We start from the raw sequence: 22,947 nt of genomic DNA, 5'->3' as shown, positions 1-22,947 counted from the left end.
CCGGCATTGTTCATCCGGGGGGCGGGCCGGTGGCATCGGCACTCGCCGGACCGGATAACGCATCCAGAAATGCGGACAGCCAGGCGTGGTTGTCGCGCTTGCGAACGCGGGCGAGCAGCGCCGCATGTCGGTCCTGCCGCTCGTCGAGTGGCATAAACAGTGCATCACGGAGGCTCCTCGCCGTGGCCTCGGGGTCGAACGGATTGACGATCACCGCGTCGACCAGGTCCTCAGCGGCGCCAGCGAATTTCGACAGCACGAGAACGCCCGGATCGTCGGGGTTCTGGGCGACCACGAACTCCTTTGCCACCAGGTTCATGCCGTCCCGCAGCGGAGCGACGAAGCCGACGTCGCTTTGCCGAAACAGGAATGCCACCGTTTCGCGTGGGATGTTGCGATGAATGTAGCGTATCGGCGTCCAGTTGAACTCGCCCCAGTCGCCGTTTATCGACCCGGCAACCCGTTCGAGTTCCTCTCTGATATCGACATACGCCGGTACATCCTCCCGCGACGGCGGCGCGATCTGCAGATAGGTGACCGCACCACGAAGCGCCGGCTCCGTCTCCAGAAGCGTCTGAAATGCCTTCATGCGATCCGGAAGCCCCTTGGAGTAGTCCAGGCGATCGACGCCGATGATGGTTTTCATCTCTGGCACGTCAGGTTTGACATGCTCGACCAGTTCATCGTCTGCCGTCTGACGGGACATGTCCGCTACGGCATCGACGTCGATTCCGATCGGAAATGCGCCAACCTTAATGTCACGTCCCGCGTGGCGCACGCCATCTGACGTGGCGTCGATATCGTCGAGATCGGTGACATAGTGGATGAAATGCTCAGCGTCCGCCCGAGTCTGAAACCCGACAACGTCATAGGCAAGCATGGATCGGGCCAGCCATTCGCCGTCGGGGGCGACGGCGAAAAGATCGGGCGGCGGAAACGGCGTGTGAAGGAAGAAGCCGATGCGCTGACGGCAGCTGCGTTCGCGCAGTTCCCGGCCAAGGGGTATCAGATGATAATCGTGGACCCAGACGAGATCGTCGCTCCTGAGAAGATCTGCGGCGCTGGCTGCGAAACGGGCATTGACCTTGCGGTAACAGGAAAAGCAGATTTCGTGATAGCGTAGCAGGTCAGCCCTGTAGTGCAGTAGCGGCCAGAGAAATGAATTTGAAAAGCACGTGTAATATTGTTTATATTCGCGGTCGCTGAGCGACAACGACGCCATTTTTACGGTTTCGGTGCCGCTGACGTCCGGCGTATCCGAAGGCTCGGCCTCGATGCTGCCGTTCCAACCGAACCACAGTCCCCCGCGACTTTTGATGGCGTCGGCGAGGCCGACCGCCAATCCGCCCGTTTGTGTTTGCTGATTGAGATCGGCGACCCGATTGGAGAGGACGACAAGTCTGGCCATTTCGTGGTCCTCTGACAGACGGAGAGAAGTGTGAAGCGGGTCGGCATCGTTCTCTTATGAGGGGTGCTCCGCCTGTGCCGGGAACCGGACCCGGGCCCGTCCTTCGGGTCCCGGGTCACCGGCCCGATCGAACGGGCCGGCTGGTGGCAAGCACCGATATAGCTAAATGGTGTTCCCGCCGGACGATGGTGTGCTGCTCGGGCTTCCGGCTGAGGTCGGCGTTTGACCGGCTGTCTGATCCGGTTGCCGTATTCGCAGATTGTTCTGAACATGTGTAACGCCGGACACGGAATCGGCGCAGTCTTCAGCGTGGCGTTTCGCGCGCTTGGAGTCGACTTCGCCGGACAGGGTGATCTCGCCATTTGAAACCGAAACCTGGATGTCCCGTGCATCGACGAACGGATCGTCCGTCAGACGATCGTTGCAGTCCTCTTCGATGCGCTGATCCGAACGTCGATAGCCTCTTGGGCCCTTGCCGCGGTGGTCTTCCTCCCGCCGGCGGGTGGCCTCATCGTCGCCGAACCACGAAGACACTTCGTCGGCGGCTCGATCCAGCATTCCCCGGTCCTGATTCCGCCCGTCATCCCGGTCATCACGGCGACCTCGGCCGCCGCGAACGGGATGCCCGCCTCGATGTGCATAGTCCGGATCCTGGCCATATCCACCCCGTGGCGCGCCATGGGACCTGCCGCCCGCTCCCGGCCGCTCTTCCTCCGACCAACGGTCCCGGCCGCGGTGCGGATCCTCGCGCCGCGGGTCCCGGCCGGCTTGCGGTCGATGGCGATAATCATCGCCGGGGTGCCGATCGTCCTCGTCGCGATAGGGGAAATCGGGGTCGGTGCCGAAATCGCGGGACCGATGCCTGTCGCCTGCCATTGGTCGTCTCCTCGTCTTGAATCTCTCTCTCGACGCCGGTCGTCAGTGTTGGCGGCCCTGGCGTGGTGGCCCGTCCAACTTTCAAACGGATCGAAGGTTCAAAAAAGAATCGCCGATCCGGGGCGCCGCTGGTCCGGGACGAGAGGGCGAGAAGGGTGGGAACCATGGGGCGGGGGCCACGGTTTGAATGGCATCCAATACCCAACCCAGGGGAGAGCCCTATGCCGACCGTCGATCCGACGATGCAGTCCTGCATCGATGACTGCCTTGCCTGCTATCAAGCCTGTACCGCAACGGCCATGGGTCATTGCCTTGAGGCGGGCGGCAAACATACCGAACCCGGGCATTTCCGACTGATGATGGCTTGTGCCGAAATCTGCCGGACGGCCGCTCATTTCATGCTGATCGGTTCCAGGCATCACAAGCATGTATGTTCCGAATGTGCCGAGATTTGTGGCGAATGCGCCGACGACTGCGAGCGCCTCGGCGACATGCAATCCTGTGTCGATGCCTGCCGGCGATGTGCCGCGAGTTGTCGGCAGATGAGCGGATAAATGCTTGTTCTTCCGAGATGTTCCGTTGGAGGAATGCAATGCAAGTCTCTGAAGTGATGAGCAGCAACGTCAAGATCGCCGATCCCGACGAATCCGTGCAGGATGCCGCCAGGAAGATGCTGTCCGACGGTATTGGCTATTTGCCTGTGGGGTCGGGCGACAAGCTCGTCGGAACCCTGACCGACCGCGACATTGTCACGCGCGTCATTGTCGAAGGTCGAGATCCGTCTGTCAGGGTCGGAGAGATCATGACCCGGGATGTGAAATACTGCTTCGATGACGAGGATATCGACCAGATCGTCGCCAACATGGGCGAGCTGCAGGTCCGAAGTCTGCCGGTCGTCAACAGAAGCAAGCGTCTCGTCGGCGTTATTTCGCTGTCCGACGCGCCCCGCAGTCTATCGGGACAGGGACGAGGGAACAATCCCCGGCGTTCAGCGTTTGAAGCGACGATCCAGGAAGCGCGATCACCGGCCGCGAGCGTTGCCAACACGACCGGCCGCGTTTCATCACGCACCATTCAAGAGGATTGAGTCAGATGGCTATCCAGAACATGAACGAACTGTTCCTGCATATGCTCAAAGACGTCTATTATGCAGAAAAGCAGATCGTGAAGTCTCTGCCCAAGATGGCGAGCAAAGTGGGCGAGGCAAAGCTGAAGCAGTCGATGGAAAAGCATCTGGAGGAATCGAAACACCACCTGGAACGGCTGGAAGAGGTTTTCCAACTCGTCAATCAGAAACCCTCTGGAGAAACCTGCCCGGCGATCGACGGCATCATCAAGGAAGCCGAAGAGATGATGGGCGAGATCAAGGATGCCAACACGCGCGATGCTGCGATCATAGCGGCCGCCCAGGCCGTGGAGCATTACGAGATCACGCGTTACGGCACGTTGATCGCATGGGCCGACGAACTGGGGCTTTCCAAAGCCAGTACCCAGTTGAAGAAGACGCTGGAGGAAGAAAAGAAGACGGACGCTCTGCTCACCAAGCTGGGTGAGGACCGCGTCAACACCAAGGCCAAATCGAAAGCCTAGGCCGCGCCAAGCCGCTTCATCCGGACGCCGTCGGCACCTCTGATCCACGTTTCGCTGGCATCAGGGTTGTAGGCGGCGTTCTGGATGGGGACTGGAGCAAAGGTGCCGTGACCGCGCCTTCTCCATCTCCCAGGGCGTGGTTGCCAGCACTGCCCCCGGACCTCCTGGACGACCAGCTTCAGGCGCAGGGGGTCGGCCGGGTCCCGGCGAAACCAGATGCGAGAGATTGCCATGATTAATGAATCCAGGTTGCGCGGATTGGCGGAATCCGAAGGCTTTCCGCGCATCTCGATCTTCATGCCCACCCACAAGGGCGGCCCCGAGCTCCGCCAGGATCCGATCCTGTTCAAGAACCTGCTGCGCGATGCGGCCGCAGCGCTGGAGCAGCGTGGCCTGAGTGAACGCGACATCGACACGTTGTTTGCCGAAGCGCGGCGTTTCATCGACGACGAATCCTTCTGGCCGCCGATTGATTCTCTGGCGCTTTTCATATCCGAAGAGGGGACCGACGTGAACTCGGTTCCGCTCGAATTGGAACCCGGCGCGCATGTATCGGACCGCTTCGTGATCAAGCCGCTGCTGGAACTGTTCTCCAGGGACGGCCGCTTCCACGTGCTGGCGGCATCGCAAGATGGTGTGCGGCTCTATCGGGCACACAGGTTCGCTATGGAAGAGATCCATGACGAGCGTCTTCAGCGCACGGCAGCGGAATTTCTGAACCGCACCGAATTCGAGAACGCGCTGCGCTATCACGCGACCGGGAGGGGGGCAGAGACTATCCTGTACCACGGTCAGGATCCCCAGGACGAACAGCGCGAGCAGATCGAGCAGTTCGTGCGGCGCATTGCATCCGCCGTTGACAAGATTCTCGCCGGGGACACGGCGCCGCTGGTTCTTGCAGCCGACGAATTCCTGCTTGGTCTGCTACGGCGCCACATCGGCCATGGTGGCCTGATGGAAGCGGCGATCAGCGAACATCCCACGTCGATGGACGAAAAAACGCTGCATGCCCGCGCGTATGATCTGGTCGAAGCCCGGCTGGATCAAGGGCGGCGGGCCGCGATGGAGCGGTTCCGGATGCGGATGGGCGAGGGTGACGACACCGCGTCGGACGACGCGGAAACGATCGCTTCGGCGGCTGCAGACGGCAGGGTCGAAACCCTGTTTGTGGCTACCGGTCGCAGGCCGTCCGCAGGCGAGGTTCCTGCTGCCGCCAATCAGGCCGGGACGGGAACGGCCACGGGTGATGCCGAACCGGAAGACCTTGTCGAGACCGCGATCCGCGAGACCTTGCTCAGGGGCGGCATCGTGTTTTCACAACCGGATGGCATCGGGTCTTTTCCGGAAATTGCCGCCATCTTTCGGTACTGAGTACCAACGGCAGTAGCCGCGCCCTTCGTCCGCGTTTGTCAATTGAACAAAATGCCCGGTCTGCGCGTTATGGCGGCCCGAAGGATCTAAGGAGCAGGAAAAATGGCTACGGATCGAAATCGGCGCCCTGACCCGGCGCGCCCCGACCCGGCGCGCCCTGGCTCGGCCGGGGGCAAACCGCCGGAGCAGCGCGGATGGATGTCCCGGCCGGTGGTGTGGGTCGCCATCGCAGCGGTCATCCTCGTTGCCCTCTATCTTTTGTTCATGATGGGCGGGCAAGACGGCGACGATGCGCTCGTCGAGGAAAGCGGCGTCGAGCAGGATGTCCCGCCTGCCGACGACGCTGGCGGCGCTCAGGATGACAGTCCACCGGCGGCGACCGAGCCGGAAGAAATGGATCCGCCAGCCGATGTGGCGCCCGCCGACGACCAGGAGCAGACAGCCAACTAACCCGACCGATGTCAGGGCGTGTGACGACGATGGAGCAGCAAATGAGGCATCGACATGGCCCCGGGTGGCTGGTTTTCGTGCTGGCGGGTGTGACATTCGCCACCGCCCTGGCATTGCGGAAACCACCGGGGAACGGGCGTCGGAACGCCAGAGCTGCCCCGGGGCGACACCCCGAGACTATTGGACGGGGGCCGATCGATCGGGAAGGGCAGGATTGGGACGATGTCGATGAGGCATCGGACGAGTCATTTCCGGCCAGCGATCCGCCTTCCTACAACCCGTAAAGCCCACCAGTCTGCCAGTGTGACCGCGCTGGAGTGCGATTATAACAGGAGGATTTGCCATGCGATTCATTCCGACGAAAATCCACGGCGCAATCGACTACATCGTGGGCGTTCTGTTGATCCTTGCGCCGTGGTTGCTGGGATTCGCCTATGGAGGAATTGGGCACTGGTTGCCAGTGATCCTGGGTATCGCTGTCATCGTCTACAGCCTGATGACGGATTATGAGTATGGTGTTGCGGCCGTAATTCCGATGCCGACCCATCTGGGACTGGATATCGCTGGCGGTGCACTGCTTGCGGTATCGCCGTGGCTGTTCGGATTCGCCGACATCGTTTATTGGCCGCATCTTGTTGTCGGGTTGCTGGAAATTGGCATCGGCATTATGACCAAAACCCATCGGTCCAGCACGTCAGAGGCCTCACTCGGCCGCTTCTGACCATGGTTGCGGTGCTATCTATGTGTCCGCGAAAAAGCCGGCGACCCAGATGGCGTTGCCGGCTTTTTCGTTTTTCGAATTATCGATCGGGTTATTCAATCATGGCGCAGGCCAGCCGATCCCCGGCATCGCCGGACGGTTGGCTCTCATAGTCGTCGCGGCCGCCATGGATTACCAATGCGCGGCCGTTGACGTCGGACTCTCCGGCGTCCAGCCGCGCCATGCTGTTGAACACTTCCGCCCGCATTGTGCCGTCGGAACCGACATACTGATTTGGCATGTCGCCGACATGGGGGCCGTTGGCGGCAAGATAGCCGTGGTCCTGACCGGTCGGATTGAAATGACCGCCGGCGGAGTCAAAGCTGTCTTCCGGATTGCATGCTCCGTTCTCGTGGACGTGGAGTGCCACCCACTGCCCGCTCGGCAGGCCGTTGACTTCGACCTCGATCAGCACGCCGCTTTCGGTGCCGGTGAGCGTCGCTGTTCCACTTTCTTCGCCGTCAGTGTTCACGAAGGTGGCGCCTGCCCCGGCGTGCCGCTGCGCACCGGACTGGCTTTCGTTTTCCACCTGGTCTCCGGATTGGTCTTCGGCCATCGCCGCCGATCCCGCCATGGCGATGGCTGCAATAGAGGTGGCTAAAGTCAATTTCATTTTCTGCTCCTGTGTTCGGCCCATCATCGTCGGGTGAGTCCGGAATACCGGCGGAGCCTTGCAATGTTCCACAGATCCGGGCCCCGATGGACAAAAGAGGCGCCGAATGGTCACCGATCGAATTCTTGTTGCGCCGGGTGGAACTTCCAGCAGTCGCGGCGGTTCGGATCGAGGCTCGGAACAATCGAGGAGGGGCAACTCATGCGGATGCGACGCCGGTCGTTCATGACACTCATGGCTTCTTCCAGCATCGTCGCCTTCTGCCCGTCTCTCGCGACGGGGCAGCGAATGACCGAAGGAGGCGGCCGCTATTTCTTTCTGTCGGACGCCGAAGCCCGCTTTCTGACGGCCGCCTGCGATCGGCTGATCCCCGAAGACGAATTTCCCAGTGCGTCGCAGGCCGGCGTCGTCGACTACATCGATCTGCAAATGGCGACAGGGTTCGGGCGTGGTGAGCGGTTCTATATGCGGGGGCCGCATCCGGAAGGTACGGCCATGCAGGGGTATCAATTGCCACATCCGCCAGCGGAAGTATTCCGAATGGCGATCGCGGGCCTGGACGAGGCAATCGGTGAAGGCGGCTTTGCCGGACTGCAGCCCGGCGATATGGACCTGGTGCTGACAGAACTGGAGGAAGGGGTACGCGCCGCGGGGGAGATTCCAGGCGGCGCCTTTTTCGACCTGCTGGCTGCCGCAACCATCGAAGGGTATTTCTCCGACCCCGTTTATAATGGCAACCGCGACCACGCCGGCTGGCGGATGGTCGGTTTTCCCGGTGCTCACGCCTATTATCTCGACGAAGTCGACCGCTACGATCTGGCATACCATCGGCCGCCCTCGGGGATCGCCTGGCAACCGGGTCTGGGCATTCCGCCCCGGATATCGCCTGGCGGCATGGCGCCCGCTGGGGCCGCTTCGGCGGCAACAGGGGAGGCAGGGTGATGGCGACAAGATTGCCGAAGACGGACATCGTTATCGTCGGCGCGGGCTGGACAGGGCTGACGGCGGCCTACGAACTGGCCAATGCGGGCCAGCGATGCGTTGTTCTGGAGCGTGGCGCCATGCGGCACGACGCGCCCGATTTTCAGGCGCCGCAGATGCACGACGAACTGCGCTATGGCCAGCGACACGAATTGATGATCGAGCCCAGCAATCTGACGCTGACTTTCCGGAACAATCAGGACGAGACCGCGCTGCCGATGCGCCGGCTTGGATCCTTCCTGCCCGGCACCGGTGTCGGGGGTGCGGGCGTTCACTGGAACGGCCAGCTTTGGCGGCCGCTGCCCAGCGACCTGACTATGCGCACTCATTACGAAGAAAAATACGGGGGCGACGCGATTCCGGACGATCTTCAGGTCCAGGACTGGGGCGTTACCTATGACGAACTGGAGCCGCATCTTGATTTTTTCGAGAAGGTAGCCGGTTGTGCCGGGCGAGCGGGTAATCTGAACGACGAAATCCGGGAGGCCGGCAATCCCTTCGAAGGACCGCGATCCGAAGAGTATCCGACGCCGCCAATGAAACAACACTATGCCGGTGCGATGTTCGCCGACGCCGCGCGCGAAGTGGGCACCCACCCGTTCATCATGCCGTCGGCCAACGTGACCGTGCATTACGAGAATCCGTACGGCGCTCAACTCCATCCGTGCACGTATTGCGGCTTCTGCGAACGATTCGGCTGCGGCTATTTCGCCAAGGCCGATCCGATCATCTGCGTCCTCGACCGGATCTGGGGGCATGAGAATTTCGAACTGCGCACCCATGCCAACGTCACGCGGGTGAACCTCGCCGATGACGGCCAGACGGCGACCGGGGTCACCTATGTCGCGTCCGACGGCCGCACCTACGAGCAGCCGGCCGATATGGTCCTTCTTTGCGCCTATGGGCTTTGGAACGTTCATCTGATGCTGTTGTCGGGTATCGGCGAACCCTATGACCCGTCGACGGGCGAGGGCGTTGTCGGCCGCAACTATGCCTATCAGACGATGTCGTCGATCAGTGTGTTCTACGACGGCCGCTACAATTTCAATCCGTTCATGGGCGCTGGTGCGCTCGCTACCGTCGTCGATGATTACAACGGCGACAATTTCGACCATTCGGAACTCGACTTTGTCGGCGGCGGCTATATCGCGTGTCTTCAGACCAACGGGCGGCCGATCGGATATCATCCGACGCCGGAAGGGACCCCCGGATGGGGATTGGCCTGGAAGCGGGCGGTGCGGCGCAACTATCTGTCGACGGCGAACCTGGTCATCCACGGGTCGTCGATGGCGACGCGCGGCAATTACCTGGACCTCGACCCGACCTATACAGATCCCTATGGCCGCCCGCTGTTGCGGATGACCTTCGATTTCCCCGATAACGACCGGCGGATGTCGCGCCATGTGACCGACCGGGCCGAGGAAATCGCCCGCGCCATGGGCGGGTCGTCCTATTCGGTATCGCGGTCTGCCGACGACAACTATTCGATCGTGCCCTATCAGACGACGCACAACACCGGCGGGGCCGTCATGGGGTCGGACCCGTCCACCAGTGCCGTCAACCGATATTGTCAGGCATGGGGGCAGCATAACGTCTTCGTCTTCGGCGCCTGCCTGTTCCCGCAAAACCTCGGCTACAACCCGACAGGGCCGCTGATGGGGCTTGCCTATTGGACCCTCGACCGCATCAAGCGCGACTACCTGAACGATCCCCGACCGCTGATGGGCCGCTGATGGAATTGGAGGCTGTTACCCATGAGACGATTTCGACTGCCGCTCGCTGCGGCCGGCGCCGGTACCATCGTTCTGGCTTTCGGCATGATTTCCATCGCTCAGGACCTGGAGGGACCGGGGGTTCGGGAAATGGCCCAGCGCCTGGAGAATCCCGGCGTTGCCTTTCTGGCCACGGCGGAACGCCAGCCAGACGTGGACATGCTTGCCGAGGGACGTCTGGTCGCCATGGGCGGGTCACAACGCGGCGGCGCCGGCATGGCCTGTTTCACCTGTCATGGCGCGAGCGGTGCGGGTGAGGGCTCCGGCGCTTTCCCCCGGCTCGCCGGAATGCCGGCCTGGTACATGTACAAGCAACTGAACGACTATGCGTCGGGCGCGCGGCCGAACGACATCATGACGCCGATTGCCGAAAACCTGCTCGACAGGGAGCGCGAAGCGGTCTCCAGCTATTATGCGGTGATGCAGGCTCCTTATCCGCGGGCAGGGGAGTATGGCGGCCTCGAACTGCAATGGGGCGGGCAACTGGCCGCTGTCGGTTCATCGGAAAAGGGCATTCCGGCCTGTGTGAACTGCCACGGCCCCCAGGGTGAGGGACTGCCGCCGTCGGTGCCGGGACTTGCCGGCCAGTATGCGTCCTATACGGCCCTGCAGCTGGAACTGTTCCGCGACGGAACGCGCGACAACGACCCGATGGGGGTCATGACGGCGATCGCCCAAAAGATGGAGGACCGCGACATTCGGGCGGTTGCCCGCTACTACGAAAGCGTCCGTCCCGTGGGCGGTAGTGACGCCGAATATTTCAGTCAGCAGTTGGGTGCCGGGTCCGGCTCGCGCCCGTTTTATCCGACCGGGCCCGAGCCGGCCGAACGTCCACTGCCCGAGGATGCCGCCGGGCCGGTCGAAGGCGTGGGCGAGCCGGACAACGGTCAGGGTGACGGTGCGCAGGACGCAGGGCAGCAAGGCGGCGGCGGTTCCCAGCAGATTCAGGAAAGTGAGGATGAGAACGGCGGGGATCAGAATGGCGGCGGCCAAGCTGGCGATACCGGGGAGTAGGCGCCAATGCGGGTGTCCGCGGCCGCACTTCGGATCTTGCCGCTGTTATTGATGTTGTCGGCTTGCCAGCCCGAAGAAAGGGCTGATCCGCGCCTGCGCATCATCGACGGGGACGCCGGACACGGCCGGGAACTGATCGCCGCGTATGGCTGCGGGGCCTGCCATGAAATCGGCGCCATGCGCAGCGCGCGCGGCCGCGTCGGCCCGCCCCTGACAGGATTCGAAACCCGTCGGTACATTGCCGGCGGTCTTCCCAACACTCCCGGCAATGTGGTGGCATTTCTGCGCGATCCGCCGCGCTTCAACCCGGACACCGCAATGCCGGATATGGGCCTCGGCGAGCCCGAAGCCCGGGACATCGCCACCTATCTCTATGAAGGGGTGAAATGACCGACTGGGTTTTCTCGCAAGCTGAGTGGCCGCAGACCGCGCTGGATCCGGCGGGACCGCATGCGGCCTCGGTTCATTGGTTGCATATGGGGATGTTGATCCTGATGGTGGCCGTCGTGGCGATCACCATGCTTGCGCTGGTTGTCGCCTGGTTCGTCAGGCTGGAGCGGTCGCCGGTCTGGATCATCTGGACTGGCGGTCTGGCGTTTCCCCTAGTCGTGCTCGTCGGCCTCATCGCTGTCAACAGCGATGTCACCCGCGCCGTATCTGCCCTGGCAGGACCGGATGAACTGGTGATCGAAGTCACCGGCAAGCAGTTCTGGTGGGATGTCCGCTACCCTGCCGAGGGTGGGCAGGAGGCCATTCGCACCGCCAACGAAATCCATATCCCGACAGGCCGTCCTGTTCGATTCAGACTGCTCAGCGACGACGTCATTCATTCGTTCTGGGTGCCGGCACTGGGCGGCAAACGTGACATGATACCGGGCAGAGAAAATGAACTTGTCCTTGTGGCCGACCGGCCGGGGCGCTTTCGCGGTCAATGCGCCGAATTCTGTGGCCAGCAGCACGCACGTATGGCGCTGGAGGTCGTGGCGCACGCACCCGCTGCCTTTGAGGAATGGCGGGACGAGCAGACGCGGCCGCGGCTGACGCCGGACCATCCGCAGCTTCGTGCCGGTCGCCAGGCATTTTCCGACCTCGGCTGCGCGGCGTGCCACGAAATCCGCGGCGTCGCCGAAGGCGGCCGCCTCGGCCCCGATCTCAGCAATTATGGCGAACGCGACCGGATGGGGGCCGGGATATGGCCGAACACCATCGGAAACACGGCCGGATGGATCGTCGACGTTCAGCGCATGAAACCGGGGGCCGAGATGCCGTCCTATACTGACATCGACGGGCCGACGTTGCGCGCCGTGGCCGCCTATCTGCAGAGTCTGCGATGACCGTCGGCGCCCGCCAGGCAGACCCGGTCCGGTCCGGTGCTCCACCGGGCGCAGACGAGCCGTTCCCCGACCGACGCCGGGGCGAACCCGCCCGCACCTTCGGCGAAATCTGGGGCACACCTGGCGGCATCCGGTCGATCACCGGCGTCAGTCACCGAACCATCGGCCTGCGCTTCATCGGGACGGGGTTCGCATTCTTTCTGATCGGGGGCGTTCTGGCGCTGATGATCCGGTTGCAATTGATGACGCCGGACGGAACCTTTTTGAGCGATGCCGTCTACAACCAGATCTTCACGATGCACGGCACCGTGATGATGTTCCTTTTTGCCATCCCGATCCTCGAAGGCATGGCGATCTACCTTCTGCCGATGATGCTGGGCGCCCGCGACCTGGTTTTCCCGCGCATGAGCCTCTATGGCTATCTCTGCTATCTGCTGGGCGGCCTGCTGCTGCTGTCGAGTTTCATCGTCGGCGCGGCGCCCGACAGTGGCTGGTTCATATACACGCCACTGTCGTCTAAGGCGTTCAGCCCCGGCCTGAGCACCGATTTCTGGCTGATAGCGATTACGTTCATCGAGATATCGTCGGTGACGGCGGCGGTCGAGATCATCGTGTCGATCCTTTCCGCGCGCGCGCCGGGCATGTCGCTGACCCGGATGCCGATCTTTGCGTGGTACATACTGGCGACGACCTTCATGATTGCGGTGGGCTTTCCGCCGCTGATCATCGGCTCGATCATGCTGGAGAGCGAGCGCCTGCTGGGCCTGCCGTTTTTCGATCCCACCGGCGGGGGCGACCCGCTGTTGTGGCAGCACCTGTTCTGGATTTTCGGTCATCCGGAGGTCTATATCATCTTTCTGCCCGCTGCCGGCATGGTTGCGACGATGGTTCCGACCTTCGTCGGTCGGCAGCTGGTCGGCTATTACCTGATCGTGGCAGCCATCGTTTCCATGGCGTTCCTGTCCATGGGACTATGGGTCCATCACATGTTCGCGACCGGCTTGCCGCAGATATCGCTGGCCTATTTTTCCGGTGCCAGCATGGCGGTGGCCATTCCCACCGGCATTCAGATCTTCTGCCTTATCGCAACGATCTCCACCGGCCGGGTCAGGCTGGAAGTGCCGATGCTGTTCATTCTGGGCTTCTTCTTCATCTTCGTGGCCGGCGGCGTCACCGGCATTATGCTGGCGTCCGCGCCCTATAACTGGCAGGCGCACGACACCTATTTCGTGGTTGCGCATTTCCATTACGTCCTTGTCGGCGGCATGGTGTTTCCGCTGTTCGCCGCGTTCTATTACTGGTTTCCTCATGTCTGCGGCCGGATGACATCAAAGGTTGCAGGGGTTGCCGCATTCACGCTGATGTTTATCGGATTCAACGTTGCGTTTTTGCCCATGCACCTGACCGGCTTCGTCGGCATGCCGCGCCGCGTCTCGACCTATCCCGAAGGCCTCGGCTGGGACGGCCTCAATCTCATTTCGTCGCTGGGCGCCTTTGTGTTGGCGCTTGGGGTGCTGATCTTCATCATCGATGCCGCCTGGTCGTGGCATTTCGGTCCCCGGGCGCCGCGCAATCCGTGGCGGGCCTCGACACTCGAATGGCTCCATCGGCCAGTCGCGCCGAACTACAACTTCAATGCCGTTCCCACGATCACCAGCCGCGATCCGCTTTGGCATCAGAGCGAACTCGCCGATGAAGACGAAATGCGGAACGGCTGGATCCCGCTTCGAAACGACGGCAAGCGCGAAACCATGGGCACCCATCCGGTCACGGGCGATCCGGTGCAGGTGATCCGGCTGCCCCGGCCGTCGTGGTGGCCGGTCGCTGCGGCGGTGGCCACGGGCATCTTCTTCACCTCGGTTCTGGCCTCCCAGTATGTCGTCGCCGGCGTCGGGGTTCTGCTGGTCCTTGCGGCCTTCACGGCCTGGCTTTGGGAGCCGGCGGACTCGGGAACCGAACAGGCCGCGATCTCGGGCATGGTGCTGCCCGTGGACATCGTTTCGCGGGCTTCACCATCCTGGCTCGGGGTTGCCGGTGCACTTCTCGTCATCTCGTCGCTCTATTTTTCGCTGATGTTCGGCTATCTTTTTCTCTGGACGGTGGACCCGGCGTTTCTGCCGGCGGACTCCGGCGCGAACGAGACGGCACTCGTCGCGGCCGCCGCCGCCGCCGTGCTGCTGGCCGTCGTCGCCACCGTCGCCGACCTTGGTCTGCGCAGACACGCGCACCACGGCGCCTCGGCATCCGGCCAGGCAGAGCGTCACGGGCGCAGCGACCGCAATAAGGAACGGCATGCGGAACAAGTCCCGGCATTGATACTTCTGTATTCAGTGCTTTGCCTTCTGCTGGCGGCAGCGACAGCGGCAGGGCTGATCGCCGCGCCGTGGGAAATCGATCCCACGGCAGACGCTTATGGCGCGACCGTGTGGCTGGTGTGCGCATTCGTTGCGCTTCTGATGACGGTGGCTGCCGTGTGGTACCTGTTCGTCGTCGCTCGATTGACTGCAAAAAGGCTCCGCCCGCAGGCAGGCATGCCGTTGATGAGCGGTGCGACCTTCGCAAGGGTGATTACCATCTACACGCTGTTTGCGCTCGCGCTCATCCAGTACGGGCCGCCGTTGTTGGGGCAGTCGGAGCAACCGGCGCCGGCGTCACGGTTGGAAACCGGAGGATCGGATGGCTGACCGCGTTGCCAGTGCACCAGGAATGCTGGGAGTGGCGCTGACGATCCCGCTGCTGGTCTGGAGTGCCCATTTTCTCGCGGTCTATATTCTGTCGGCTCTTGTCTGCGAGGGGCGGGTGGTTGCCGATATCCGGCTCTGGGTGGCCGTGGCGACCGCGATCGCCGCCGTCGCGATCGTTGTCCAGATGGTTTGGCACGGTGTCGTCCTGGCTCGATACGAAGGGACGTCCCGGACACTTCACGCTGCTGCCATGACGATTGCAGGGTTGTCGCTGGTGTCCCTGGCATTTGTCGCCTATCCGGCTTTCAGCCTGGAGGCACTCTGCACCTGAACCGAGGATCAACCGATGACCGATGCCCCGATTCCCTATTGCGGTATACCGCCAGTGCCGGAAGAGGTGTGGCGGAACTGGAATCTCGATCCGGTGCTGATCGCTATCCTTGCAGGCCTTGTCGTTCACTACGCTATGGCGGCGCCCCGGACCGGCGTCTCGCATGGCGATCGCCGCGCGGGCATGGCCGGGTGGGCCGTCGTGGCGACGGTCTTTGTCTCACCGATCTGCAGTCTTTCCATGGCGCTGTTCTCGGTGCGGATGGGCCAGCATGTCGTGCTGGCGCTTATTGCCGCGCCGCTGCTGGTCGCAGGCGGGGCGCACCGCTGTCTGTTCTGGCCGCTATCGCGACAGGTTCCGCGGTTACCTGCGGGAATTTCCTGCGCCGGCGGCGCGCTGTTCTTCGCCGTTGCATTCTGGGGGTGGCATCTGCCGGGCCCCTATGCCTTGACGCTTTACTCGGATGCCGCATATTGGCTGATGCAGATTACCTTGATCGCGGCGGCATTGCTGCTGTGGGACGGAATATCGCGAATGGACGAAGCGCCGGGGGCGGCGGTCGGCGCTGCAATAGGTACGGGCTTTCAGATGGCGATCTACGGCGCCATCCTGATGTTTTCCGAAACCGCCTGGCACGGTTTTCACGCCACGACCACCATACCGTTCGGGCTTTCGGATCTGGATGATCAGCGCCTTGCGGCGGCCCTTATGTGGGCGCCCGGCGCCATTGGCTTCCTGATCGTGGGGCTGGCCTTTTTCGCCGGTTTTCTCAGGCGGCTCGAATTGCGTTCCGGAACCGGCGGACCGGCGACGGGAACTGCCGCGGGATCCGGAAGCCGGGCGCAGGGTTGAGGGAACCGGCGATCAAAGGGGCCGGTAAATCGTTTTTTTGCCGGAGTCCTGGAAATCTTGCCGCTGTCCGTCATACTATGCGTTTTCGGGGGCAGTCCTCGCGGCTAAGATGCAAGAGATGCTATAAAGCGTCTGACCGTTGTGGAAAATAGAGGCTGTCGCAATAGTGCCACCAACACTGATGTAGTTTCGTATGGTAGATGATGACGATGATCGAAGCGGCCAGATTCATCTCCTTGATACAAGGCAGGCGGAGGTTTCACTGCGCCTTCAGCGGTTATACGAACGTATTTGCAGAGAAGGGCAACCGGAAAGGTTGCAGCAATTGGCCACTCGGCTTAGCGACGCACTCTGGCTTCGATACCAGAACGAAGATGGCATCGCCGACGAGGCGCTGGCCGACGACTTCGATACCGAGGATGCGGAGTTGAGCCGTCCGCGGCCGGATGTCGCAGCTTACGATGAAGCTGGCGGTGCCGCGGTTGAAGCCGAGCCGGATGACAGAATGGCAGCCGAAGATGATGAGATCGCCGATCCCGATCCGGACGGCGGCGACCCGGACGATGGCGATACGGATGAGGGCGATCGGGATGGGGGCGACCCGCCGCTTCAGGTCTAGGTTCTCACCCAGCAGCTGGCCCCGCATCAGTCTTTTGTATCGGGGCGGTCGGGAACATTAGCGGTTGATGTTGGTTTCTCCGGCAAGCGTTTCCCACGGCCGGGAATCGCCTGCAAGGGAGAAATCCGCAATGGAAAGCCGTGAAGAATGGGTGCGCCGCCGCGCCTATGAACTCTGGAACGACGATGGGCGTCCTGCAAACAGGGAACTGGCACATTGGACTCTGGCCAGCGCTCTCTTTTATGTCGAAACGGGAATGGGGGGCCGAGCGGTGAGCGGTTGTGGCGCCCGCTCCGGTGCGCCCGCGATTACCTCCGGCAATTCGGATGACAGGGCGGGTGACGGCGCCTGGGCGGGCCGAGGTCATGTTAGCGGCGCGGACAATGTCGTGTGGTTCCGGCGCCGATCGGACCAGTAAATGACCCTTTCACAAGGCGAAGCCGATGGATGGCGGTTCCGCGACAGCGTGAATCTGGAGGCAAGCAATGCCCGCAAAATCGAAATCCCAGCAGAAGGCGGCTGGAATGGCTCTGGCGGCAAAACGCGGCGAAACCAGGGTCAGCGACCTTCAAGGGCCATCGAAATCCATGTACGAGTCGATGAGCGAGAAGGATCTTGAGGAGATGGCTTCGGAACCGCGCAAGAGCAAGCCGGAGCACGACAGTAAGGACTGAGGCCTCGTGGTTCCTGCAGATGTATCAACCGGCGCGGCCTGACGCCCGCCGAGGAGGTTGTTGTCGCCGCGACCGAAATCGACGCTTCCCGGGAATCCAACCCGACGACGAGTCCGGACGCCTGAGAAACGGGCGCCCGGCCTTGTCGCCAGTCCGGTTACTGGCCCCGGTTACTGACGTTGACCCCAGAACTCATCGATGCGTTCGCGTTCGCTTTGCCCGGTTTGCAGGTTGTTGAACGCGTCCGGGTCGACTGTTGGTGCATTTTCGATTTCGTCTTCGGAAATGTCGAGCACCAGCGTCTGGAGGCCCGGCGTGGCACGGAGCTGGTCCCAGGGTACGGCTATGTGGTCTTCGCCTATACCCAGAAATCCGCCGCGCGCCAGGAGAACATACGAAACCTGTCCCGAGCCCGGTTCGAAGACGACATCGCTGATGCTGCCCAACTGTTCGTCACCGGGATTCCGGACGTCCGTCCCCTCGATGTCATCGATTGTATACGAGGAAAGCCCTTCAACCTCTGAGATCGGTTGCGCCTGAGCGAGCTGTTCCTGACGCCACGATGTGACGTTCGCCGGGTCGATGCCGGCTTCCCGCAGATTCTCGGCAAACATATCATACGAGTCCGTGATCTCGGTCAGCAGGTGCTGGCAACCTTCTTCATCGCCTTTCCGCGCGAGGATCCGGGCCGCCTGGTACAGCACACCGATGTCCTGGCGTGGCGATTGAAACTGCTGCTGCCCTTCGGCCGGCATCGCTTCCCCCTCCGCAGGGGGCTCGGCCATCGAATCGTCAGCAGGCATCGTGCCCGGCATCATTTGTCCGGGCATGCCGAAACCTCGGCTTGTCGACCCCGCTACCCAGAACCCTTCTTCGTTCATCCGAGCGGTCAGCGTGTTCAGATCGTCCAGGCATTGCTGGGCCACCTGCTGCTCCTGCTCCTGTTGCTGATTCTCTTGTTGCTCTTCTGATTGGGCCAAAGTCAAGGTTGGTCCGACTGCAATGACCGTGGCGATGAGTGCCGTCGACGACAAGAGTTTTTTCATTTGAATCTCCGCAAATAAGTGCTTCCAGGGCAGATTTCCGCTGCCTTCCCGCCTCTGGTCATCACCGGCCATATGCTGAGGCCGGCGTTGCTGACGGGTAGGTAACGACGACTGACCGTTATTGTTCCCTGGAACTTGCCTGATCGGTGTCGGTCCCGGTGCCTCCGGTGATGAGCCGGGCGCCGCGTTGATAGGTGATGTAGCGCCACAGCCATTGCACCGTTACGGTGAGGCGGTTCTGAAACCCGACCAGCAGATAGACGTGAATCACCGCCCACAGGAACCAGGCCAGCCCCCCCCTTCAATCGACGGCGTCCGAAATCGAATATGGCGGCGTGCCGCCCGACGATGGCCGTATTGCCGCGGTTTCGGAACCGGAACGGCGCCATGGCGGTACCGTCACGCAGGTTCCGGCTCAATTCCCGGCCCAGATGCTCGCCTTGTTGTTTGGCGACCTGCGCCAGGCCGGGCAATGGCTTGTCGGTTTCGTCTTTCGCCAGGGCGAGATCGCCCAGCACGAAGACGCCATCGAGGGACCCGATGGCCAGCGTCTCGTCGACGGCCACACGGCCGGCGCGATCGGTTTCAACGCCGAGCCAGCGTCCGGCTGGCGAGGCCGCCACGCCGGCCCCCCAGACAGTCAGTCCCACCGGCACAAAGGTGCCGCCTATGACGATTCCCTTCTCCTGAACGGATTCCACGGCCTGGCTGACCCGCACGGAGACGCCCAGTTTTTCAAGTCGGCGCCGGGCATAGTCCGCCAAATCCTCCGGAAACGGGGCGAGAATGCGAGGTCCTGCTTCGATCAGCAGGACCTGTGCCCGGTCAGGCTGGATGTGCCGGAAATCGCGCGCCAGGGTATAATGACTGAGTTCGGCGATGGAGCCGGCCATTTCCACACCCGTCGGCCCGCCGCCGATGACCGCCACGGTCAACAGGCGGCGTTGTTCGACCGGGTCTTGCTCCCGTTCGGCCTTCTCGAACGCCATCAGCAAGCGCGACCTGATCAGCCGCGCGTCGTCGATCGTTTTCAGGCCCGGCGCATAGCGCGCCCATTCGTCATGACCAAAGTAACTGTGCGTCGAGCCGGTTGCCAGGATCAGACGGTCGTAGCCGATAGCGCTACCATCGGCCATGCGTACCTGTTTATGCGCAGTGTCGACGTCGACCACTTCACCCAAGACGACATCGATGCTGTCATACGGTCTCAACACCCTGCGTATGGGTTCGGCGATATCGGCGGGCGACAATGCAGCGGTTGCGACCTGGTACAGCAATGGCTGGAAAAGGTGATAGTTCTGCCGGTCGATGATCGTCGTAGCGATTCCGGCCCGTCCGAGGCCCTTGGCCGCGTAGAGACCCGCGAAGCCGGCCCCGACTATGACCACGTGCGGCCCTTCCGGAGCGGGTCTGGCCGGTTCGGTCGCATCGGGGGGCGCCATGGCAGCGGTATCGACCGTTTGTCGCTGTGCCGGCGGCGCATCGTTCATCGTGTTGGCTCCGGGCGTTGCGTTTAAAGACCCTGGCTTCCTTTGTCGGGCTTTGTCGTGCCGCTGCCGCGGTTCCGGCGTTTGTCCTGACCCTGCTTTCGAGTGCCCTGGCTGATTTGAATCTGTCCCTTCACATCTGGCAGGTCGCCCTGATCGGCATAGTATTTTTCCGGAACCTGGGCCGGGTCGGGATCCGTTTCCGGCGGCGGCCCGAACGATTTGCCCGGCAAACCATTCGCATCTTCGCGGTCGATCAGATCGGCCGCCAGTTCCCAGTGATAATGTGCCCGGTCTTCGGGACAGCCTTCCTGCTCCCAGAGCGCGTATGCCCGGCGCCGGATCCGCTCTTCACGATCGTTCATCGCCTAGATTTCCTTGATGGCCTGTTTACAGCTGCGATTCGGGTCAGCAAATCCGGGAGCGCCGCTCGGGCGGCGGCTCACCCCGCTCTGGGTCCCGGTCCGCGACGGCGAGGCAGTGTGGTCGTCGAACAGTGCGTGATCGTCCAGTATGGTGGGGCCGAGCCCCTGACTGAGCGCCCATATCGCTGCCTGGGTCCGATTGCTGGCATCGATCTTTCTAAGCAGCCCCTTGATCTGCGTCTTGATCGTGCTTTCCGCCACCTTCAGCCGGTTTGCGATCACCTTGTTTGAATTGCCGCATGCCAGGCAGCGCAAAATCTGCATTTCCCGGGCAGTCATTTCTGCGACCGTCCCCTTTTTCGGAGTGTCGAAATGCCATCTGGATGCACCGTTGGTCACCAGCATGGCCGCCAGTTCGGTCGGAAATACGATCTCGCCCAATTCGACCAGCCGGAGCGATTCGACCAGGGCATCGGGGGACAGATCCTTGAGCAGGAACGCCTGTGCGCCGGCCCGCAAGGCCGTGATCAGAGAACTGGAGTCGACCCGATGGTTGAGTGCGATGATCCGGTAAGTCCCCTCCATCGCGTGCAGTTCCGCGATCTTCTCCATGAACTCTTCATCGGCTTCGAACCATTCGACCAGAAGCACCCGGGGTTCCGGCGCGGGCTGCCGGAGGTCAGGCAGAACATCGTCAAGGGACCGGGCTTCGGCGACGATCCTGAATCCGGTCGCATCAAAAAGTCGCTTCATTCCCTCTCTGAACAGGCGGCTTCGATCGATGATGACGACACCTGAATCCAACTCGGATCTTTCAATATTTAACTCCGTTGTCATCCTGTCCATTCCACCCTCACTGGCTAGATGTAGTAGAGCAATGAGCCAAGCCGACCGCGCCGTATGCATCGGACCGGATCAACCGGTTTTCTTTCCAAGCTTGTGCGTCGCAAGTCGCGCGTACTGATTTCCCGCGACAATACATTCCGTTTCGTCGCAATCTTGCGTCGAAAAATGGTCGCCGCCCTGGGCTCGCCGGTGGGTACGTCCGGGCGGAATGCACGCATGATTTTCGCTTGGCTCCCGATTTCGTCCTATCGTTGGCCACACAATCCACAAGGTATTGGAATGTTCCGTCGGAAGATGAAAATTGGCGAATTTGAGGTACGGCAGTGGCAGCACGAAGACGCAAAAAGTCCATAGCCCGTCAAAGTTTGCTGTCTGACTGCCGAATTGTTCAATCGAGTTACGTTTCGATCCGATCGATCCAAACGATCGAACGGCGCGATCTGAGAGGCTGAGGGCGGATACGCTGCGGCGTCCCGGTTGAGCCAGGAGCCGCAAATGGAACGACAACGATGCCGGCCGGAAATCACCGTTGCGCACAGAAGGACCAGACTCGTGTCGAAAGAAGCCAATCTTGATCACCAGGAAGAAAATCAGGCCGACGCTTACGAGAAAGCCCACTCGTCGGTGATCTTCGAGGCGATCAGGCGCGACGGCGAGCATGAGCTGAGGCGGCCGGTCAGCGCGCTCTGGTGGTCCGGTGTCGCGGCAGGGCTGGCGATCAGTACGTCGGTGGTGTGCAAGGGGTTTCTGGTCTCGATCCTGCCCGCTGCGGAATGGGCCGCAGGTGTCTCGAACCTGGGCTATACAGTGGGGTTCCTGATCGTGATCCTCGGGCGGATGCAGCTATTCACCGAGAACACGATCACCCCGATCCTGCCGTTGTTCCTCGCGCCGACGCGGGGCAAGTTCCTGCAGACGGCCCGCCTCTGGGGCATCGTCTTCGCAGCCAATATGGTGGGCTGCGCCGCTGCCGCGCTGGTGCTCGTTTTCGGATATATCGTGCCGGAAGGCCGTTTCGAGGGTATCATTGCCGTGTCGCAGCACTATGCCGAGGCCACGGCGCTGGAGCATTTCACATGGGGCATCCCGGCGGGTTTCCTGATTGCCGCGCTGGTCTGGATCCTGCCGCGTATGGAGAGCGCGGGCGAAGTGCTGATGATCGTCATCCTGACCTACGTGATCGGGGTGGGTGAGATGTCGCACGTCGTTGCCGGCTCGACAGAACTTTTCATTCTGGTCGCGCGCGGTGAATTGGGGATCGGCGCGGCTGTTTTCGAGGGCATTTTGCCCGCCTTTGCCGGCAATGTGCTGGGTGGCACCGGTATCTTTGCCGCGCTGACCTATGCGCAGTTGCGCGAGGAGATCTGAGCCTTCCGGCGTGTCGGCACACCTACGTCAATTCGTCGAGTTCACGTGGCTGCAGCGTCCCCGAGCGCGGTATGCTGATCAGCTCCCGGATCAGATCGAGAGTCTGATCAGCTCCCGGATCAGATCGAGAGTCTGATCGGCACGGGCTGGTCCCCGAGCAAAACGAAGGCGCAACAGGGTGGAAGGCACGCCGCTTTCCGAAGCCATTAAGCCCAATGACCTATTGCGTCGACTTCAAAGGGGAGTTCAAACTCGGCAACGGCCACTACTGTTACCCATGTCTTCGGGTCGGACACGAGTAGATTGGCGTCCCCTAGGGGATTTGAACCCCTGTTGCCGCCGTGAGAGGGCGGTGTCCTAGGCCTCTAGACGAAGGGGACATGACATGAGCCTACGCATACCCTCTTCGCCCACCCCCGGTCAAGGGGTGTCGAGGACTGCGCCGCTGGCACTGCGCTGCTTTCTGGATGGGTTGCCGCAACCGGCTCCGGAAACGCATAAAGTCG

At 62.0% G+C, this 22,947-nt stretch carries 24 protein-coding genes and 1 tRNA gene; 17 read left to right on the top strand and 8 right to left on the bottom strand.

Annotation, left to right across the window (positions count from 1 at the left end; all coding sequences use genetic code 11):
* Positions 1 to 10 precede the first annotated feature (10 nt).
* A complete protein-coding gene (locus ABZ728_RS09445) occupies positions 11 to 1,408 on the bottom strand; it encodes a trehalose-6-phosphate synthase (protein WP_366655848.1) in 1,398 nt (465 codons plus the stop codon).
* A 162-nt stretch (positions 1,409 to 1,570) separates the two neighbouring features.
* A complete protein-coding gene (locus ABZ728_RS09440) occupies positions 1,571 to 2,284 on the bottom strand; it encodes a BON domain-containing protein (protein WP_366655847.1) in 714 nt (237 codons plus the stop codon).
* Between the two features lie 592 nt (positions 2,285 to 2,876).
* Between ABZ728_RS09440 and ABZ728_RS09435 the strand changes: the two genes are divergently transcribed.
* From ABZ728_RS09435 to ABZ728_RS09415, 5 genes are all read left to right on the top strand, one after another.
* On the top strand, positions 2,877 to 3,371 hold the full coding sequence (locus ABZ728_RS09435; RefSeq protein ID WP_366655846.1) for a CBS domain-containing protein: 495 nt from the start codon (positions 2,877 to 2,879) through the stop codon (positions 3,369 to 3,371).
* A gap of 5 nt (positions 3,372 to 3,376) precedes the next feature.
* A complete protein-coding gene (locus ABZ728_RS09430; protein WP_366655845.1) occupies positions 3,377 to 3,874 on the top strand; it encodes a DUF892 family protein in 498 nt (165 codons plus the stop codon).
* A 231-nt stretch (positions 3,875 to 4,105) separates the two neighbouring features.
* Complete coding sequence (locus ABZ728_RS09425) at positions 4,106 to 5,245, top strand: hypothetical protein (RefSeq protein ID WP_366655844.1); 1,140 nt, start codon at positions 4,106 to 4,108, stop codon at positions 5,243 to 5,245.
* A gap of 102 nt (positions 5,246 to 5,347) precedes the next feature.
* Positions 5,348 to 5,695: a hypothetical protein gene (locus ABZ728_RS09420; protein WP_366655843.1), complete on the top strand. Its 348-nt coding sequence runs from the start codon at positions 5,348 to 5,350 to the stop codon at positions 5,693 to 5,695.
* Between the two features lie 343 nt (positions 5,696 to 6,038).
* Positions 6,039 to 6,416, top strand: coding sequence for an SPW repeat protein (locus ABZ728_RS09415; RefSeq protein WP_366655842.1), 378 nt, complete (start codon positions 6,039 to 6,041; stop codon positions 6,414 to 6,416).
* A gap of 91 nt (positions 6,417 to 6,507) precedes the next feature.
* Here the strand turns inward: ABZ728_RS09415 and ABZ728_RS09410 are convergent, their stop codons facing one another.
* Entirely contained in the window at positions 6,508 to 7,068 is a 561-nt protein-coding gene (locus ABZ728_RS09410; RefSeq protein WP_366655841.1) for a superoxide dismutase family protein, read from the bottom strand.
* Positions 7,069 to 7,269: 201 nt separating this feature from the next.
* Between ABZ728_RS09410 and ABZ728_RS09405 the strand changes: the two genes are divergently transcribed.
* The 11 genes from ABZ728_RS09405 (at position 7,270) to ABZ728_RS09355 (ending at position 17,329) form a co-directional block, all read left to right on the top strand.
* Entirely contained in the window at positions 7,270 to 8,010 is a 741-nt protein-coding gene (locus tag ABZ728_RS09405) for a gluconate 2-dehydrogenase subunit 3 family protein (protein ID WP_366655840.1), read from the top strand.
* A complete protein-coding gene (locus ABZ728_RS09400) occupies positions 8,010 to 9,782 on the top strand; it encodes a GMC family oxidoreductase (protein ID WP_366655839.1) in 1,773 nt (590 codons plus the stop codon). The genes ABZ728_RS09405 and ABZ728_RS09400 overlap by 1 nt, the downstream gene beginning before the upstream one ends.
* A 21-nt stretch (positions 9,783 to 9,803) precedes the next feature.
* Complete coding sequence (locus tag ABZ728_RS09395) at positions 9,804 to 10,835, top strand: c-type cytochrome (protein ID WP_366655838.1); 1,032 nt, start codon at positions 9,804 to 9,806, stop codon at positions 10,833 to 10,835.
* A gap of 6 nt (positions 10,836 to 10,841) precedes the next feature.
* Positions 10,842 to 11,225 (top strand): c-type cytochrome, encoded by a 384-nt coding sequence (locus ABZ728_RS09390; RefSeq protein WP_366655837.1) that lies wholly within the window; start codon positions 10,842 to 10,844, stop codon positions 11,223 to 11,225.
* A complete protein-coding gene (gene coxB / locus ABZ728_RS09385) occupies positions 11,222 to 12,169 on the top strand; it encodes a cytochrome c oxidase subunit II (protein ID WP_366655836.1) in 948 nt (315 codons plus the stop codon). The genes ABZ728_RS09390 and coxB overlap by 4 nt, the downstream gene beginning before the upstream one ends.
* Entirely contained in the window at positions 12,166 to 14,853 is a 2,688-nt protein-coding gene (gene ctaD, locus ABZ728_RS09380) for a cytochrome c oxidase subunit I (RefSeq protein ID WP_366655835.1), read from the top strand. Before coxB ends, ctaD begins: the two co-directional genes overlap by 4 nt.
* Positions 14,846 to 15,184 carry a hypothetical protein gene (locus ABZ728_RS09375; protein ID WP_366655834.1) on the top strand — a complete coding sequence of 113 codons (339 nt, stop codon included), beginning with the start codon at positions 14,846 to 14,848 and terminating at the stop codon, positions 15,182 to 15,184. The genes ctaD and ABZ728_RS09375 overlap by 8 nt, the downstream gene beginning before the upstream one ends.
* Positions 15,185 to 15,199: 15 nt before the next feature.
* The gene (locus ABZ728_RS09370; RefSeq protein ID WP_366655833.1) at positions 15,200 to 16,036 is read left to right on the top strand and encodes a cytochrome c oxidase assembly protein; all 837 of its coding nucleotides are present in this window, start codon (positions 15,200 to 15,202) and stop codon (positions 16,034 to 16,036) included.
* Positions 16,037 to 16,361: 325 nt separating this feature from the next.
* The gene (locus ABZ728_RS09365) at positions 16,362 to 16,655 is read left to right on the top strand and encodes a hypothetical protein (RefSeq protein WP_366655832.1); all 294 of its coding nucleotides are present in this window, start codon (positions 16,362 to 16,364) and stop codon (positions 16,653 to 16,655) included.
* A gap of 130 nt (positions 16,656 to 16,785) precedes the next feature.
* Positions 16,786 to 17,073, top strand: a complete 288-nt coding sequence (locus ABZ728_RS09360) for a DUF2934 domain-containing protein (protein ID WP_366655831.1) — start codon at positions 16,786 to 16,788, stop codon at positions 17,071 to 17,073.
* A gap of 67 nt (positions 17,074 to 17,140) precedes the next feature.
* Positions 17,141 to 17,329 carry a DUF3008 family protein gene (locus tag ABZ728_RS09355; RefSeq protein WP_366655830.1) on the top strand — a complete coding sequence of 63 codons (189 nt, stop codon included), beginning with the start codon at positions 17,141 to 17,143 and terminating at the stop codon, positions 17,327 to 17,329.
* A gap of 170 nt (positions 17,330 to 17,499) precedes the next feature.
* On the opposite strand, the gene ABZ728_RS09350 is transcribed toward ABZ728_RS09355, so the two are convergent.
* The 4 genes from ABZ728_RS09350 to ABZ728_RS09335 are packed head-to-tail and all read right to left on the bottom strand — an operon-like array spanning position 17,500 to position 21,064.
* Positions 17,500 to 18,447, bottom strand: a complete 948-nt coding sequence (locus ABZ728_RS09350) for a PRC-barrel domain-containing protein (protein WP_366655829.1) — start codon at positions 18,445 to 18,447, stop codon at positions 17,500 to 17,502.
* The gene (locus tag ABZ728_RS09345; RefSeq protein WP_366655828.1) at positions 18,372 to 19,865 is read right to left on the bottom strand and encodes an NAD(P)/FAD-dependent oxidoreductase; all 1,494 of its coding nucleotides are present in this window, start codon (positions 19,863 to 19,865) and stop codon (positions 18,372 to 18,374) included. The genes ABZ728_RS09350 and ABZ728_RS09345 overlap by 76 nt, the downstream gene beginning before the upstream one ends.
* Before the next feature lie 23 nt (positions 19,866 to 19,888).
* Positions 19,889 to 20,227 carry a DUF2934 domain-containing protein gene (locus ABZ728_RS09340; RefSeq protein WP_366655827.1) on the bottom strand — a complete coding sequence of 113 codons (339 nt, stop codon included), beginning with the start codon at positions 20,225 to 20,227 and terminating at the stop codon, positions 19,889 to 19,891.
* Positions 20,228 to 20,230: 3 nt separating this feature from the next.
* Positions 20,231 to 21,064 (bottom strand): response regulator transcription factor, encoded by an 834-nt coding sequence (locus tag ABZ728_RS09335; protein WP_366655826.1) that lies wholly within the window; start codon positions 21,062 to 21,064, stop codon positions 20,231 to 20,233.
* A 504-nt stretch (positions 21,065 to 21,568) separates the two neighbouring features.
* Between ABZ728_RS09335 and ABZ728_RS09330 the strand changes: the two genes are divergently transcribed.
* A complete protein-coding gene (locus ABZ728_RS09330) occupies positions 21,569 to 22,441 on the top strand; it encodes a formate/nitrite transporter family protein (protein ID WP_366655825.1) in 873 nt (290 codons plus the stop codon).
* Positions 22,442 to 22,745: 304 nt separating this feature from the next.
* Here the strand turns inward: ABZ728_RS09330 and ABZ728_RS09325 are convergent.
* A tRNA-Glu gene (locus ABZ728_RS09325) sits at positions 22,746 to 22,821 on the bottom strand.
* Positions 22,822 to 22,947 lie beyond the last annotated feature (126 nt).

The organism is Fodinicurvata sp. EGI_FJ10296 (genome assembly GCF_040712075.1).
Classification (GTDB): domain Bacteria; phylum Pseudomonadota; class Alphaproteobacteria; order DSM-16000; family Inquilinaceae; genus JBFCVL01.
Note: the sequence above shows the minus strand (reverse complement) of the source record. Positions and strands in the feature narration are given on the sequence as shown.